This window comes from Brevibacillus invocatus, assembly GCF_003710915.1.
Taxonomy (GTDB): Bacteria; Bacillota; Bacilli; order Brevibacillales; family Brevibacillaceae; genus Brevibacillus; species Brevibacillus invocatus.
In genome coordinates, this window is the sequence record NZ_RHHR01000034.1 from 68,974 (window position 1) to 84,877 (window position 15,904).

Genomic DNA, 15,904 nt, shown 5'->3' on the forward strand with positions numbered 1-15,904 from the left:
AGATTTTTTCTCCACGAAAACAGCAATATGGTTTATGGATTCTTATGGAAGTTTCGTGAACCTATCTTCCCCTACTAATATGGCGTATAGTATACTGAGAGTCAGATATGCAACGCAAGGCAAAGGTGGGTTCATATGGAAGCGGATTTGATGCAGGTTTTGCTTTTGTCGGAGGTTTACAAGCTGCTTGGCGACAAGACTCGCTTGACGATCATGGCTCTCTTGCAGGCACAGTCTCTTTGTGTCCGTGATCTCGTGGAGATTCTGCAGACGTCCCAGCCATCTGTCTCCCAGCACCTGGCAAAGTTAAAGACACATGGACTGGTGAAAGAGCGAAGAAAAGGACCTTGGGTGTTTTACTCCGTCAACTCAGAGTGCTCCCCGCAAGTCAAACAAATTTTATCGAGCTTGCCAGATATGTCAACGGTCGTCAAACAAAAATCAGCCGAAAGCGCTCCCTCGTTCGGCTGAGTCGGAAAGCGTTGGATCACGAGAGATCCAGCGCTTTTTTTATTTGTTCTTTATCGAATCCATGAATGACAACTTCTTCACCGTTTTCTTTTTTAATCCATGTTACGGGTGTCATGCTGGCTCCGAGATTGATTGCTTCCTGGAAATATGCTTCGTTCTTGCGGATATCTCTGTCCTCAAAGGGGATATTGTGTTGGGTCAACCACATTTTCTCCTCTTGGCAAGGACCGCAGGTGGTCTGCGTGTACACAATCACGTTTTGCGCCATTTTCCCTTCCTCCTTTCCTGATGTCGTACTCCATAAGAGTATTTCTCCTTTTTCAGATAAAAACCCTCTAGCTCCAACACTTTGCCCTGCTTGGCCCATGAGCCGTACCAAGCAAAAGGCAAGTGGGATTGTGGAAAAAAAAGGGCAGGATAAGGCACATGCTCATGGTGCAAATTATATACAGTGACATCGAGGAGGTGAGTTGGAACAATGGCTAAGCAAAACAAACAAGCGATGAGACAAGCTCAACAACAAGCGCAACAGCAAGCTCAAAACGCTGCTGCAACTGAATTTGCGAGCGAGACGAACGTGTCGGAAGTACGCCGTCAAAACCAGCAATCTGCTGCGAAGTCTGCGCAACAATCCGGCCAACCTACTGAATAGAAACGGGTAAAACGAAGGGCTGTCCCATTGTCATGATCAGACAATCGGGGATAGCCCTTTTTTATTTGAATGGCTGGACAACCAGCCTTTTTTATTGTGAACATCCAATCACAGAAATTTACGAATTCAACAATTTGGGTTAATGCTGGACTAATACTCGTTCACTATGATGACTTTGAAGGAAATAAATCACAACCAAAGATATGAAGGAAATCCTACGAAGGAGAGGTTATACAGCATGATTCGATTTATATGGTTCGATCTTGGATACACACTGGTAAGGATGAACAGGGAAGAGGTCTATCAGAAGGTGCTGGGGGATTTTGACGTATACCGCAGTGTGGAGGAAATCGCGCTTGCCTACCATCGGACAGACAAGCTGTTTATGCGCGAGTACCAAGGTGTCCTGGGCAAAGATAGCAGAGCGTTTCTTCCTTGGTATGTCGGTGCGTTGAACTACAAGCTGCGGCTTTCTCTCCCGATCGAGGATGTGGTTCAGGTGTATCGGCAGAGGGCCAGCGAATACCCGTTGCAGTGGACAGCTTACGAAGGGGCAAAAGAGACGCTGCAGGGGCTGAAAAATCTCGGCTATCAGCTCGGCTTGATTTCCAACTGGGATCAAACGGCCAGGCAGGTGCTGAAAAAAAACGGGCTGGACGAGGTTCTGGATGAAATCGTCATCTCCTCGGAAGTAGGGCTGGAAAAGCCTGATCCGGGCATCTTCCGGCTGGCGATGGAAAAAGGAAACGTGACATCCAATCAATCGCTGTATATCGGGGACAACTACTACGACGATGTAATTGGCTGCCAGAAGGTCGGCATGCACTGCCTGCTCATTAATCCATATGGAAATTGCGGTGTAGAAGAATTGACGTATCAGCCGGTTATTCGCGGCATTCAAGACGTGGCAGACTACCTCGGTCATCCGCAGCAGCGGCGTGAGGTCAATTAACAGGAGAGATTTGCAATGACGTTTGTAGAAAGAATTCAGGAGCATTTTGACTCTTTGAGCGCCGGCCAGAAAAAAGCCGCTCATTATATTCAAACCAACATGCAGGATGCTGTCATGCAGTCGGCGCACAAGATCGCCAGCCATTCAGGGGTTAGCGAAGCGACGGTCCATCGCCTGGCACAAGCCCTTTCCTATGCCAGCTTCTCCGCTATGCTTCAGGACCTGCGGCAATTTGTACTGAAGGATCAGCGAGCTGTGAGAAATTTCATGCTGTCTACGAGCCATCAGGAGGATTCCTGGCTGGAGAAGCATTTTCAGCAAGAGATCGATAACCTGCATGAGACGATGGCGCGTTCAAACAAGCTGCACATCCATCAAGCTGCTCACATGCTGCTGGAAGCGGATCGCATCTGGGTTGTAGGATGGCGGATGGGCTTGTCGGTCACATCGTACCTGAGCTTTGTCCTGAAGTACATGCTGGGCAACTGCGAATTGATCCCGCAAGGAGGTGTTGCGGAATACGCGACCTACATAAAGCCGAATGATACGGTGTTTGCCTGTGGCTTTCCGCGGTATTGCTCCCGGACGCTAAAGGTGGCTGCACTCGCCAAGGAAGAGGGAGCGAGGGTCATTGCACTTACGGATTCTGAGCTGTCACCATTCGCGAAGCTCGCGAATCTGACGCTGCTGGCTTCTGGTAAATCGACCGGATTTTTGGATTCGTATACGGCTTCCTTGTCAGTGGCCAGTGCGATCATTAACGAAATCTCGTATCTGGAGAAAGCGCGTGTGCAACGCAATATTGAGAAGATGGAAATGATGTTCAAGGAATTTCAGGATCATTTCGAGTGGAAATGAAGCCGGGAAAGGAACGTTGGATGAAAGCGACAGTCATCGGTTGTTGGGGGGCTTACCCCGAAAAGAATGAAGCGACCTCAGGATACCTGGTCGAATGCGGCGGGAGTAAGATTTTGCTGGATTGCGGCAGCGGTGTGCTGTCTCGTCTGCAAAATCACTGCTCACTCGAAGAGCTGGACGCCGTCATCATTACCCACACGCACGCCGATCATATCGCGGATGTGTACAGCCTGGAATTTGCGATTCTGATTCTTACGCAAATCGGAAAACGGACGAAGCCGCTTGATGTGTATGTGTATGGTGCGGAGCCGGACAGCTTGCCATTTTGCTTCCCTCAGTACGTGTGTGTACATCCGATCCGCCTTGGCGTGCCACTGGTGATCGGCACGGTGACGCTCACATTTTCCGAGAATGTTCACGACGTACCCTGCTGCGCGGTACGACTGTCTTCTGAGGACGGGAAGACGCTTGTGTATTCTGGCGATACCGGCTATTACCAATCATTGATCGATTTCACTCGCAATGCCGATGTGCTGTTGATTGAGAGCAGCTTTTACGATTGGCAGAAAGGAAAGATGGGCGGCCACTTGACGGCTGGAGAAGCGGGGGAAATTGCTGCTTTGGCTGGGGTCAGGCAATTGGTGCTGACACATTTTCCTCATTATGGCGACCTGCAGCAATTAGCTGAGGAAGCAGCACGGCAGTATGACGGACAAATCCATTTGGCTTATGGCGACATGAAAATCACGATGTAAACCTGGAAAGGGGTTTTTCCCATGTTGAAAATCAGGAAAACGTTCGTAACAGGCTTCTCTACACTGGCGGTATTGTCGATGGTCATTTCCGGCTGTGGCAGCAGCGCTTCCCCTGCTCCGGCAGCGTCAGGCACTGCGCAAACAACAAATGGCAACTCACCGGCGAAAGACAGCAGCTCTATGGAGAGAGTGGAGGGAGGGACTGTACGAGTCGCGATGTCGACGGAGCCGGATAATCTTGATCCGTATCTGTCTGCTGCGACAGACACCAGCTCGATGATGGACAACGTATTCGACGGGTTGTTTGAGGCAGGAGAGAACAGTGAGCTGGTTCCGGCCGTGGCAGAATCGTATCAGATCTCCGAGGATGGATTGACCTATACCTTCAACATTCGGAAAGGGATCAAATTCCACGATGGCTCGGATTTGACTGCAGAAGACGTTGCGTATTCGTATGCAAAGCTGTCGGGCTTAAACGGCAAGGAGCCGCTTTCTTCGAAGTTTGCTGTGATCGAAAAGATTGAAACACCGGATGACTCCACGGTTGTGGTCAAGCTCAAGGCAAAGGACGCAGCGTTCCTGGCTGCCAACATCGTGGCTATTGTGCCGAAAGATTATGAAAAGCAGAGTGAAAAGCCGATCGGTGCAGGTCCGTTCCAGTTCGTCTCGTACGCGCCTGGCCAGCAGCTTGTTCTGGAGAAAAACGATCAGTTCTACGATCAGGAGCGGAAGCCTGCGCTGGATCGGGTAGAGTTCAAAATCATGCCGGATACGAATTCTTCCGTGCTGGCTCTGCAATCCGGCGATATTGACATGATTCCGGGCATTTCCGCGCAAGGCGCGCTGCAGTTGGGAACGGGATTCCAAATCGTCTCCGGTCCGCAGAATATGGTTCAGTTGATGGCGTTGAACAATACAGAAAAGCCGCTGGATGATGTCAGAGTGCGTCAGGCGATCAACCATGCGATCGACAAAGATGTGATTATCCAGACAGTCGCAGAGGGCAACGGGGCAAAGCTGGGGTCCAATATGAGCCCGGCCATGAAAATGTACTACCAGGAAGGATTGGAGAATCGCTATCAGCCAGATGTCCAAAAAGCGAAGGCGCTGCTCAAGGAGGCTGGCTACGAAAACGGCTTTAAGCTGACGATTACGGTTCCTTCCAACTACGCCTTTCACGTCGATACGGCACAGGTCATTGCCGAGCAGCTGAAAGCGGTAGGGATTGACGCTCAAATCAAGCAGATCGAGTGGAGCAGCTGGCTAGAAGACGTATACAACAACGCCAAGTATGAAGCGACCATCGTCGGTCTGACAGGCAAGCTCGATCCGCATGAAGTCCTGGGCAGATACGAGACGACCTATGGCAAAAACTTCTTCAAGTTCAGCAACGCCGAGTTCGATGACATTGTCAATCGCGCGCGAACTGAAATTGACGTGACCAAACGAGCTGATATGTACAAGCAAGCACAGACCGTCCTCACCGAGCAGGCAGCCGCTGTTTACATTATGGACCCTAGCCGCTCCGTTGCGCTGAAGGAGAATTTGCACGGCTTCACCATGTATCCGGTGCAAAAATACGATTTCGCCGCGATGTACTTTTCCAAGAAGTAAACGAGGGGTGCCGAAGTGAGATTTTACATCCGGAAGCTGGCTACTTTCCTTTCCACTGTCTTGCTCGTCTCGGTCATTACGTTTCTCGTCTTTCAAATCCTGCCGGGTGACCCTGCCGAGATCGTGCTCGGCGTGGACGCAGACCCGCATCAGCTCGTTGAATTGCGCAAGACCATGGGGCTGGAACGACCAGCTGCAGAGCGTTATGCGTCATGGGTCACGGACACGGTGACCGGAGATTTCGGTACTTCGCTCCGCTATCAGCGTCCGGTGGCGGACATCGTGGCCGAACGATTGCCGGTTACCCTGTCCCTTTCTGTGATGTCCGTGGGGTTGACCTTGTTGATCGGTCTGCCCCTCGGCATCTACATCGCGCGAAAGGATGGCCAGCTCTCCTCCATGCTGTTGTCTGTCTTCACGCAGCTCGGGCTGGCGGTCCCTTCTTTTTGGCTGGGATTTATTTTGATCCTAGTGTTCTCGGTCACCTTCAAGCTGTTTCCCACTTACGGCTATGTTCCATGGAGCGAAGACCCGGTGGGGGCATTCAAATCGATGTTTCTGCCTTCGCTTGCCCTTGCGATTCCAGGCATCGCGGTCGTGATTCGGTATTTGCGCAACACCCTGCTGGACCAGTTTCGCATGGACTACGTGCGAACGGCCAGAAGCAAAGGCTTGCGAGAAAAGAGCATCATGTACCGCCATATTTTGCGCAACTCCCTGATTCCGGTACTGACGATTGTCGGCTTGCTGATCGCAGACACGCTGGGAGGCAGCATTGTCGTAGAAAATGTTTTTGCTCTTCCGGGGCTGGGCAATCTGCTGATTACTTCGATTGGTACGCGTGATCTGCCCCTGCTGCAAACCCTTGTGCTTTACATTGCGATTATTGTGGTTTTGATCAACTTTGTCGTCGACATCCTGTACAAGGTGATTGATCCGCGAATTCGATTGAAAAGGTGAACGTGATGAGATGGAATCAGCTAGTCCGCAATAAGCCGTTCATGATCGGCGGTTGCTTGCTTGTTTTACTCCTGGGACTGATGGTGACAAGTCTGTTCTATACCCCGTACGGTCCCAACGACATGAATACGGCAATGCGCCTAGCGCCACCACAAGCCTCCCATTGGTTTGGAACGGATAATTTCGGGAGGGACATTTTCAGCAGGATTATGGAGGGGTCACAGACGTCCTTTGTGATCGGAACCGCATCTGTCGCCATCGGCTTGGTCATTGGACTTTTGATCGGTGCCATCGCTGGTTATTGGGGAGGGTGGATGGACGAAATGTTGATGCGGATCATCGACGCGATGCTGGCGTTTCCCGGCATCCTGCTGGCGATCATGCTTGTTTCCGTATTCGGTCCGGGGTTCGGCAATACGATCGTCGCGCTTGGAATCATGAGCATTCCGGCGTTTGCAAGAATTGCCCGCAGCGGCTTCATTCAGTACAAGGAGTTCGCTTTCGTAAAGGCGGCGAAAGCTAGAGGTGCGAGCTCGCTGCGCATTATTTCCCGGCATATTCTGCCCAATATGGCATCACCGCTTATCGTGGCCTCCACCATGCGGTTTTCCGGCTCGATTCTGGCCGAGGCAGGTTTGAGCTATCTGGGATTGGGCGTTCAGCCTCCCGATCCTAGCTGGGGCCGCATGCTGAGCGAAGCACAACCCTTTATTATCAACGCGCCGTGGTACGTGTTTATTACAGGGGCAGTCATCACGGCGATGGTTCTCGGATTCAATCTGCTTGGCGACGGGATTAGAGACGGCTTTGACAAAAAGCGCTAGGAGGGACGCACAATGGCAAACACGCTGCTCGCGATCGATGAACTGGATGTGGCGTTTACAATCGGAGGGAAGCAATATCCGGCGTTGCGGCAACTGAGCTTTGAGGTCAGGGAAAAGGAAAGGGTTGGCATCGTCGGAGAATCTGGCTGCGGGAAAAGTCTTACTTCCTTGTCTGTCATGGGTCTTTTGCCAGAGTCGGCTGCGATTACGCGGGGACAGATCAGCTTGGCAGGAAAAACACTGTCGGCCGGGTTGAGGGAAGAATGGCATTCCACCAGAGGCAGGCAAGTCGCGATGATCTTCCAGGATCCCATGACGGCGCTCAATCCGCTCATGCCGGTAGGAAAGCAAATTGCAGAAATGGCCTTGACCCATCTAGCCGTCACGCGGAAAGAAGCAAAGCAAATGGCTTTGGAGATGATGGCAAAAGTCGGACTATCCCGGATCGAACAGCTTTACGGGGAATATCCGCATCGACTCTCCGGCGGCATGATGCAGCGAATGATGATCGCGATGGCCTTGATTTGCCAGCCCAAGCTACTGATCGCAGACGAGCCGACGACGGCGCTTGACGTTACGATCCAGGCACAAATTCTGGCCTTGCTCCGAGAGATGAATCGGTCTACAGGAACGGCGATGCTGTTCATCTCTCATGATTTGGGCGTTATTCGCGAGGTGTGTGAACGAGTCATCGTGATGTATGCGGGATTTATCGTGGAGGACGCTCCCGTTCAGGATATTTTGGAAAATCCGAAGCACCCGTATACGGCTGCTTTGCTGCAGGCGCTGCCGAGTGTGGAAAAGAGAGGGCAAGCGCTCTACACGATCCCGGGACGAGTTCCACCGCTTACGGAGCGGGGAGGAGGCTGTCCATTCGCAGGTCGCTGTCCGAGAGCTTTCGGCATTTGCCATACGATCACGCCCGAGCTGGATACAGGCATGGATGGTCATCGGGTGCGCTGTCATCTTTATGTGGAAGGGAGACTGTGCGGATGAGCGAACCACTAATCCGGGTAGAAGAGCTGACGAAACATTATTACCTCCCCAAAACGAAGCTGCTGGAAAAGCGGAATGCCGTACGGGCGGTTGATGGGATCTCGTTCGATATCGCAGAGGGCGAGATATTTGGACTCGTTGGCGAAAGTGGCTGCGGCAAGTCCACGACAGGTCAGATGATCGTGCAGCTGGTGAAGGAAACGCATGGTGGCATCTATTACCGAGACCGGCAAATCAACGCATTGCCTGCAAACGAAATGAAGGCGCTCAGGCGGGAGCTGCAAATCGTATTCCAGGACCCGTCGTCTTCACTAAATCCAAAGAAGACGATTGGCTGGCTGCTGGAGGAACCGCTTGTGATTCACGGTGTCGCAGACAGGGCCAAGAGAAGGGAAATCGTGCTCAAGACACTGGAGCAGGTCGGACTCGGTGCGGATTACCTGAAGCGGTATCCCCATGAATTAAGCGGCGGGCAGAAGCAGCGCGTAGGCATTGCTGCGGCACTTGTCCTGAAGCCGAAGTTCATCGTCATTGACGAGGCGGTATCAGCATTGGACGTGTCGGTGCAATCACAGATTTTAAATCTGCTAAAGGAGCTGCGTGATAAGCTTCGGTTGACCTATCTGTTCATCTCCCACGATCTGAATGTCGTACAGTATCTCAGTGATCGGGTAGGCGTCATGTACCTAGGGAAGCTGGTTGAAATTTTTGATGTCAGTACATCAGCAGTCGGACCACTGCATCCGTATACGAAGGCGCTGTTCTCAGCAATTCCCGATGTAAAGGGGACGAGGGAAAGGGTACTGCTGAAAGGTGACGTTCCCAATCCGATCCACCCGCCTGACGGATGCGCCTTTCATCCGAGGTGTCCGCTTGCCGTGGACAGATGCAGCCAGGAGCGGCCAGGTTTGCAGAAGGTAGCTCCACGTCATGAAGTCAGCTGTCATTTATTCGAGGAGGGGGACTTTCCTTCATGAAACTAGGAATCATCTCGGATTTGCATGTCGATCTCAATGAGCTACCCGGTGAACCGCTTGTAGAGGAGGCCTTGCTGGAACAAGCCGTCCAGAGCAAACTGGATGGCTTGATCATTGCAGGAGACATTTCCAACGATGTTCACCGAAGCCTGGAGGTTCTCGAAATGCTCCAGGAGCAATCCGGCATTCCTGTCTTATTCGTGCCAGGCAATCACGATTATTGGAGTAAGGACAACGGGATTGCGGACACGTGGGAAATCTATCGGAAATTTCAATCGTATACAGGCTGTTTGAGCGAAAGACCGTACACGCTCGACAATGGATGGGCGGTCGTCGGCAATTCGGGCTGGTACGATTACTCGATGGGCGAGCCGGGATATACGTTTGAGCAGTTTGAACAGATGCATGCGATGGACAGAACCTGGCAGGATAGCATCTATGTGCGGTGGGGCATGAGCAACGGCGATATTCACGGGTATTTTTACGAGCGCATGGAACAAGAATTGGCACAATACCGCGACAGGCCCGTCATCATGGTGACGCACATGCTGGCGCATCCTTATTTCAAGGTGCCGATGCCACACCCGCAGTGGTCGTATTTCAACGCCTTTTTGGGAAGCGTAGACTACGCTGAGCTGTACAGAAAATACGGTGTGCGCTATGGCATCATGGGCCATGTTCATTACCGCAAGAGACATGTCGAACAGGGGACAGAAATGATCTGCGCCTGCCTCGGCTACCGAAAGGAATGGCGGAATACATCTGTTGCGGCAGAGCTTCGTGAATGTCTGCAAATCATTCAGCTTTAAGGCATCTTTGCGGTTGACTGTATCGACATTCGAGCTGATCGCGACAGGCTCCGAAAAACGAGAAGTCTTGAGATGTCGTTTTTTTCGTTTTGCTTGTCAAGAATGAAGAGAGAGTGATACGGTTTCATCAGAAGGCTGAAACAAGCAAGGGGCGTTTGAAGCATGATTGTCGGAATTGGAATAGATCTCGTAGAAATCGAACGGATTGCCGCGTTGATGAAGCGACAGTCACGTGCACTGGATCGTATTTTAACTATTCAGGAGCGGAGTCTGCTGGAAGGGAAATCAGAGGGGCGACAGATTGAATTCGTCGCTGGTAGATTTGCAGCCAAGGAGGCAGCCTCCAAAGCCTTGGGGACGGGGATTGGATCAATGATTGGTTTTCTGGATATGGAAGTGCTGCCCAATGAATGGGGGAAGCCGGAATTGAAGATCGATCCGGAGGTCTTTCGCAGGCTTGGCCTGGATCCATCACACATGCGCGTTCACCTGAGCATTTCACACAGTACGTATCAGGCGATGGCACAGGTACTTGTAGAAGAACTGTAAACTTGTCTGCATAACGGGACGAGGATGGACATACATTTATATCGCGTAGATCAGGAGGGACTACCTGCTCTGGTTCAGAGTAAGTCTTTTGCCGATTGAAGCGATATCGCGTCCCAATATGTAGAAAAAAAGCAGACACGATGTTCGTCTTTGTCGCGGGGGGCTGACAGATTTCCCAGGAAATAGACAGGGGTGCCCTTCTTTGTCGAATAATTTGACAAGGAGGAATTCATTCTATGAAACGAGCAGCTTTTCCACTGGTGTTATTGATGGTCTTCACTCTGCTGCTCGGCGGCTGCTTTGGTCAAAAGACACCAGAAGATGTGGTGGGTGACTTGAGTGGTACGCTGGACAAAATGCAAGGCTACAAGTCACAGGCAGTGTTGACCATGCAAACCGGTTCCACCCCGATGGAGTACGATGTCCAGGTTTGGTACGAAAAACCGACCAATTACCGAGTGGCACTTACCTCCAAGCAGCGTGGCATCACCCAGATCATCCTGCGAAATGACGAAGGGGTTTTCGTTCTCACACCACATCTGAACAAGAGTTTTCGCTTCCAGAGCGGTTGGCCGGAAAATAACGGCCCCCTTTACCTCTATGAGACGCTGGCACGCAGCATCATCGATGATACGGATCGTCAAATGCAAATGGATGACAAGCAGTATGTGTTTGAAGTCAAGGCCAATTACAGCGGGAATCGCTCGCTGACCAAACAAAAGATTTGGCTGACAGAAGATTTCAAACCGACACACGCAGAAATCATGGATTCCAGCATGAATCCATTGGTGAAAATCGATTTTACCGAATTTGTGTTCAATCCGTCGTTTGAGAACAATGCTTTTGACAAGGATCACAACATGAGCACCAGTTCTCTGCCATCTGTACCGACGATGGGGCAGGTTGGCGGTGGGGCTACACAGGAGCAGCCTTCCAGCCAGTTTGGCGTGATTGTTCCGACTTATGTGCCAGATGGTGTACAGCAAGGAGACATCGAGCCTGTGACACGCGATGGTGAGCGCACAGTGGTTCTCATGTACAAGGGAGCTTACAACTACAGGCTGATTGAAGCCCGACCTACAGCTGCCACCGTCTCTTACGAACAGGGAATGCCTGTTGACCTTGGCTTCACGATTGGTGTCTTGACCCAGACAGTCGACAGTCAGAGATATCTGACTTGGGAGCTGGATGGCGTGGAGTTTACACTTACAGGAGATTTGCCTGAAGAAGAAATGGTGAAAGTAGCGCAATCCACCTATGGAGTAGGCGGAAAATAAGAATGGGAGAGGGGACGGTATATGCCGTCCTTTTTTCATTTTGCAATTCCCACATCGATTCCGCTGTTTTCCCTTCAGATTTCCATCATTCTCAAACGCGAATCTAAAAATGCTCAGCTACACTAGGTCTTGTACCAAGGAGGTACATAACCTGAAGTGAAAGGATGAGAGAATATGTTGAGCAAAGCGAAAATGGGAATGCTGTTCGGATCTATGGCAGCGGTGCTTAGCCTGGGTGTGCTGGGAAGCGCCTATGCAGCGGATGCGGATCAAGCAAAAATCAATTATACAGTAGAAGGTAAACAAGGCTTTGGTATAGGAAAGATGGGACATTATGGATTTGGAGGCGGATTTGCGGTAAAAGAAAACGCCGACCTGCTCGCCCTGCTGAATCTGGATGCAGAAGAGCTGCAGGAAGCGCTAAAAGCGGGCAAATCGCTGGCTGAGGTAGCGGAAGAACAGGGTGTAGACAAGCAGGAAGTAGTAGATCTGCTTCTGGAGCAACAAGCAGACAAACTGGCTGAAGCAGTCAAAGCAGGCAAGCTGACGCAGGAGCAAGCTGACCAGAAGCTGGCAGAGAGTAAAGAACGTGCCTCCAAGATGGTAGAGGGCACATTCGAAAAGGGAGCTTTCCCCGGCAAGCAAAAAGATAGCGTTCAAGACAATCCAACCGCGTAGTCAACAGGGATCTCGGAGCAAACTAGCTTCCGAGATCCCTTTTTCTTCACGTCCCCTGTCTACCACCTGTGGACCTTTCTGAAAGAATCATGCATAGTTGGGGGAGATGTATGAAGGTAGGGAAGTACGGTACGTGAATGAGAGGAAGAGGTGAGCACAGCTGTGAAATATACAACTGAGAATTTGCGCAAACGAATTGCCGTGTCGGCAGGCAGGGCAAAGGCCGATGTCGTGATCAAGAATGGCACGATCATTGATGTATTTAATGGAGAAACATTTACAGGTGACGTCGCGATCGTCGACGGGGTCATCGCAGGAATCGGAGATTATGAAGGTGAGACGGAGCTCTGCTTCCCGTAGTGACAGAGCGCAATGCGCGCAGATGTCTTTTCGTAACGGATGACAAGCATCTGGATGAGCTGATGCTGGAGGGCAGCATTGCCTGTCATGTGCGCAGGGCGATTCAGGCGGGCATTCCTGCACCTACGGCTATCGCGATGGCTTCACTCAATGCAGCGGAATGTTTTCGTTTGGCCAATCGTGGAGCTATAGCCCCTGGCTACATTGCCTTCTCCGATTGCAGGATTAATTGCCGATCTGACTGCCGGTGAAGTGTGCGCCAGTCTGCAAAAATTGGAGCAGGCTTTGCGAGTGCTTGAAGCCCCGACTCACTTTCAGCCGTTCCTTACCTTGTCTTTTTTGGCACTGCCCGTCATTCCTGCATTAAAGCTCACAGATCAAGGCTTGTTTGATGTACGTCGTTTTGCCCATATCGCAGTGGAGAATGAACAATCGGATTCCGTTCATTGACACATGACGTGCAAAAGCGATACATTCAAGATAACTTATAACCTTTCGTAAAAGTCGGTCTTTCACAAGCTCGATCATAGATGAAGGTATAAGGACATTTAAGGCTCCGCCAAAAGGCTTGGCGTGGTCCAGTCTTCGAATAATGGGGTGGCATACGTTTCATGAAAAAACCGGTGTCAGATGTTTTGTATCAGGAGGAATCTACATACAAGGATATGCTCCTGCGCAAAAGCATGAAAATGCGTATCATGGAAACAGTGGCTTTCGTGTTTGGGATGATGATCCTGGCACAGTTTTTTCCTAGTGATGCCACAGCGTTTAAGGTGCTCGCCTTTGCGATTGCCATTGCCGTCGTGGGGCTATCACCGTTTTTGTACAAAGCCATACTCCGACCGGTGTACAAGCTGACAAAAACACACTTGATAATCTCGATGTCAGGCCAGGAAAAAAGCGTTCCACTTAATGAGGTGGAGCAGATTTATGAAGGGCGGCATCTCTATCGAGTGAGTGGAAAAAGGGAATCGCTCATGGTATCTCGTCAATTCCTTACTCATTTGAACGAGCGATTATTTTATTATCAAAAAGGGAACAAGAGGCGATAAGGATGAAACCGTTTTGTCGTGACACTTGGGTTGAGGTAGATTTGGATGCTATTCGCGCCAATGTCGAGACGTTCAGGGGGCATTTGCCTGCACAGACTGGCATCATGGCTGTAGTCAAAGCAGATGGATACGGTCACGGATCGGTTCATGTGGGCAAGGAAGCGCTGGACGCTGGGGCGGATTCGCTTGGAGTGGCGCTGCTCGACGAGGCTATTGTCCTGCGGGAAGCAGGAATTGAGGCGCCGATTTTGGTATTGGGCTACACGCCGGTTGATTCAGTCGCAATAGCCAGCAAGCTGAAGGTAGAGCTGACCGCCTACAGTGAAGCATGGATTTTGGAAGCAGAACAAGCCTTGCAGCGAGATGAACTTGGACCTGTCGGTATTCATGTAAAGACCGATACGGGGATGGGCCGGCTCGGCGTGCGCAGTGAAGAAGAGCTGCTGCGTGTTGTGTCAGCGCTCGAAAATAGCTCCAAGCTGGTTTGGTCTGGGTTGTTTACTCACTTTGCATGCGCAGACGAACCTGATCAAACGCATGTGCGACGACAGTACGAAACGTTTCAATCCTTCATACAAGCCTTGCGTGCAGCGGGCAAGAAATTGCCGAAGGTACACTGCTGCAATACGGCTGCCGCTATTGCACATCCGGAATGGGGGTATGATACGATCCGATTGGGCATAGGTTTATACGGATTGTATCCTTCACCGTACATGAAAGAACGTGCAGATGTTCCGTTGGTACCTGCTCTTTCATTGAAAACAAAAATAGCACATGTGAAAGTGGCGGATGAACCATTTACCGTCAGCTATGGGGCGACCTACACAGCACAGCCGCATGAGCAGATCGCGACGCTGCCGATTGGGTATGCAGACGGTTATTCGCGACTTTTGTCCAATCGAGGTGCCGTTCTGTTTAACGGTGAACGGGCTCCGATTGTCGGAAGAGTCTGCATGGACCAAATCATGGTGAAGATCCCGAATGAGTCCGCCCAAGTAGGAGACGAGATCGTATTGTACGGAAGACAAGGCGATGAAGAGATATCCTTGGACGAAATAGCCGCGCTCACTGGTACGATCAACTATGAAGTGCCATGCTTGCTCAATTTCCGCATTCCCAAGGTCTATTATCGCGCGGGAAAAGAGTGCACTGTGCATCATCTGCTCACAAAGTAACACGTTTTTTCGGGCATAACGTCGATACGTTTTCGAAAAATGGGAAAAAGTGTCTAACATAAAGCGGCAGGATTTTACCTGCAAAACGCGAATTATAGCTAAGCGTCAAACCGTATAACAGAATTTTGCTTAAAGCGAGCTTGAAGAGGTATATTTTTGCAATGGTTTCGACATAATGGTATTGTTCATACTGGCAATAGTCAGTATCTAACAAGTATAGCGGATGGAAGTTACGGTCATGGTTGGAGGTGGAGTTGTCTTGTCGAAGTCTAACACGAAACGCATCATGATCAGTTTGCCGCATCACTTGCTCCAGGAAGTGGATGGGGTCATTGAGAAAGAAAATTCCAATCGCAGCGAGTTTATTCGCCAGGCGATGCACCTGTACTTAAAGGAGCGCAAAAAACGCACAATCCGTGAAACGATGCAAAAAGGGTACATGGAAATGGCGAAGATCAATCTAAAAATGGCATCGGAGGCATTTGGCGCTGAAGAAGAGGCTGACCATACTCTTGTCCGCTTAGTTAGCGGGGTGTGACCAGTGATTGTCAAACGTGGCGATGTGTTTTTCGCGGACCTGTCACCGGTCGTTGGCTCTGAGCAAGGAGGCGTACGGCCTGTTTTAGTCATTCAGAACGACATTGGAAATCGTTTCAGTCCGACGGTCATCGTCGCCGCCATCACGGCGCAGATTCAAAAGGCGAAATTGCCAACACATGTTGAGATTGACGCAAAATTATATGGATTTGATCGTGACTCCGTCATTCTGTTGGAACAAATTCGAACCATTGACAAACAACGACTGACCGACAAGATTACCCATCTTGATGATGAGATGATGGATCGTGTCAATGAATCCCTGCAAATCAGTTTGGGGCTTATTGATTTTTAAGGATATATCAGTCGCGCGTGTAAAAAACCACTTGGATGGGTGTACGCCAGGTG

Annotated in this window: 21 protein-coding genes and 1 pseudogene; 21 read left to right on the forward strand and 1 reads right to left on the reverse strand. The window is 50.6% G+C overall.

Features of this window, described 5'->3' with window-relative positions:
* The first annotated feature begins 135 nt into the window (after window positions 1-135).
* Complete coding sequence (locus EDM52_RS17415; RefSeq protein WP_122910223.1) at window positions 136-471, forward strand: ArsR/SmtB family transcription factor; 336 nt, start codon at window positions 136-138, stop codon at window positions 469-471.
* A 16-nt stretch (window positions 472-487) separates the two neighbouring features.
* Here the strand turns inward: EDM52_RS17415 and EDM52_RS17420 are convergent, their stop codons facing one another.
* Window positions 488-739: a glutaredoxin family protein gene (locus EDM52_RS17420; RefSeq protein WP_057134162.1), complete on the reverse strand. Its 252-nt coding sequence runs from the start codon at window positions 737-739 to the stop codon at window positions 488-490.
* A 210-nt stretch (window positions 740-949) separates the two neighbouring features.
* Between EDM52_RS17420 and EDM52_RS17425 the strand changes: the two genes are divergently transcribed.
* From EDM52_RS17425 to EDM52_RS17515, 20 genes and pseudogenes are all read left to right on the forward strand, one after another.
* The gene (locus EDM52_RS17425) at window positions 950-1,123 is read left to right on the forward strand and encodes a gamma-type small acid-soluble spore protein (RefSeq protein ID WP_122910224.1); all 174 of its coding nucleotides are present in this window, start codon (window positions 950-952) and stop codon (window positions 1,121-1,123) included.
* A gap of 238 nt (window positions 1,124-1,361) precedes the next feature.
* On the forward strand, window positions 1,362-2,075 hold the full coding sequence (locus tag EDM52_RS17430) for an HAD family hydrolase (RefSeq protein WP_122910225.1): 714 nt from the start codon (window positions 1,362-1,364) through the stop codon (window positions 2,073-2,075).
* A gap of 15 nt (window positions 2,076-2,090) precedes the next feature.
* Window positions 2,091-2,933: a MurR/RpiR family transcriptional regulator gene (locus EDM52_RS17435; protein WP_122910226.1), complete on the forward strand. Its 843-nt coding sequence runs from the start codon at window positions 2,091-2,093 to the stop codon at window positions 2,931-2,933.
* Window positions 2,930-3,688, forward strand: coding sequence for an MBL fold metallo-hydrolase (locus tag EDM52_RS17440; RefSeq protein WP_245997050.1), 759 nt, complete (start codon window positions 2,930-2,932; stop codon window positions 3,686-3,688). The genes EDM52_RS17435 and EDM52_RS17440 overlap by 4 nt, the downstream gene beginning before the upstream one ends.
* A 21-nt stretch (window positions 3,689-3,709) precedes the next feature.
* The gene (locus tag EDM52_RS17445; RefSeq protein WP_122910227.1) at window positions 3,710-5,302 is read left to right on the forward strand and encodes an ABC transporter substrate-binding protein; all 1,593 of its coding nucleotides are present in this window, start codon (window positions 3,710-3,712) and stop codon (window positions 5,300-5,302) included.
* Between the two features lie 15 nt (window positions 5,303-5,317).
* Window positions 5,318-6,262, forward strand: a complete 945-nt coding sequence (locus tag EDM52_RS17450; protein ID WP_122910228.1) for an ABC transporter permease — start codon at window positions 5,318-5,320, stop codon at window positions 6,260-6,262.
* Window positions 6,263-6,267: 5 nt separating this feature from the next.
* Window positions 6,268-7,086, forward strand: a complete 819-nt coding sequence (locus EDM52_RS17455) for an ABC transporter permease (RefSeq protein WP_122910229.1) — start codon at window positions 6,268-6,270, stop codon at window positions 7,084-7,086.
* Between the two features lie 12 nt (window positions 7,087-7,098).
* Window positions 7,099-8,082: an ABC transporter ATP-binding protein gene (locus EDM52_RS17460; protein ID WP_122910230.1), complete on the forward strand. Its 984-nt coding sequence runs from the start codon at window positions 7,099-7,101 to the stop codon at window positions 8,080-8,082.
* Window positions 8,079-9,059 (forward strand): ABC transporter ATP-binding protein, encoded by a 981-nt coding sequence (locus EDM52_RS17465; RefSeq protein ID WP_122910231.1) that lies wholly within the window; start codon window positions 8,079-8,081, stop codon window positions 9,057-9,059. The genes EDM52_RS17460 and EDM52_RS17465 overlap by 4 nt, the downstream gene beginning before the upstream one ends.
* Window positions 9,056-9,868 (forward strand): metallophosphoesterase, encoded by an 813-nt coding sequence (locus tag EDM52_RS17470; protein WP_122910232.1) that lies wholly within the window; start codon window positions 9,056-9,058, stop codon window positions 9,866-9,868. Before EDM52_RS17465 ends, EDM52_RS17470 begins: the two co-directional genes overlap by 4 nt.
* A 162-nt stretch (window positions 9,869-10,030) precedes the next feature.
* Complete coding sequence (gene acpS, locus EDM52_RS17475; RefSeq protein WP_122910233.1) at window positions 10,031-10,417, forward strand: holo-ACP synthase; 387 nt, start codon at window positions 10,031-10,033, stop codon at window positions 10,415-10,417.
* A gap of 236 nt (window positions 10,418-10,653) precedes the next feature.
* Window positions 10,654-11,694 carry an outer membrane lipoprotein-sorting protein gene (locus tag EDM52_RS17480; RefSeq protein ID WP_122910234.1) on the forward strand — a complete coding sequence of 347 codons (1,041 nt, stop codon included), beginning with the start codon at window positions 10,654-10,656 and terminating at the stop codon, window positions 11,692-11,694.
* A gap of 174 nt (window positions 11,695-11,868) precedes the next feature.
* Window positions 11,869-12,372, forward strand: a complete 504-nt coding sequence (locus tag EDM52_RS17485; protein WP_122910235.1) for a hypothetical protein — start codon at window positions 11,869-11,871, stop codon at window positions 12,370-12,372.
* A 162-nt stretch (window positions 12,373-12,534) separates the two neighbouring features.
* The gene (locus EDM52_RS17490) at window positions 12,535-12,732 is read left to right on the forward strand and encodes a hypothetical protein (protein WP_148038774.1); all 198 of its coding nucleotides are present in this window, start codon (window positions 12,535-12,537) and stop codon (window positions 12,730-12,732) included.
* Window positions 12,720-12,941, forward strand: a pseudogene (locus EDM52_RS25225) (amidohydrolase family protein); the annotation flags it as partial. The gene EDM52_RS17490 and the pseudogene EDM52_RS25225, both read left to right, overlap by 13 nt.
* Before the next feature lie 43 nt (window positions 12,942-12,984).
* Complete coding sequence (locus EDM52_RS25230) at window positions 12,985-13,182, forward strand: adenine deaminase C-terminal domain-containing protein (RefSeq protein WP_245997055.1); 198 nt, start codon at window positions 12,985-12,987, stop codon at window positions 13,180-13,182.
* Window positions 13,183-13,343: 161 nt separating this feature from the next.
* On the forward strand, window positions 13,344-13,784 hold the full coding sequence (locus EDM52_RS17500) for a hypothetical protein (protein WP_122910237.1): 441 nt from the start codon (window positions 13,344-13,346) through the stop codon (window positions 13,782-13,784).
* 2 nt (window positions 13,785-13,786) lie between these two features.
* Entirely contained in the window at window positions 13,787-14,959 is a 1,173-nt protein-coding gene (alr, locus tag EDM52_RS17505) for an alanine racemase (protein ID WP_122910238.1), read from the forward strand.
* Window positions 14,960-15,197: 238 nt separating this feature from the next.
* Entirely contained in the window at window positions 15,198-15,497 is a 300-nt protein-coding gene (locus EDM52_RS17510; RefSeq protein ID WP_122910239.1) for a CopG family ribbon-helix-helix protein, read from the forward strand.
* Window positions 15,498-15,500: 3 nt separating this feature from the next.
* Entirely contained in the window at window positions 15,501-15,851 is a 351-nt protein-coding gene (locus EDM52_RS17515) for a type II toxin-antitoxin system PemK/MazF family toxin (protein WP_023556675.1), read from the forward strand.
* Window positions 15,852-15,904: the final 53 nt, after the last annotated feature.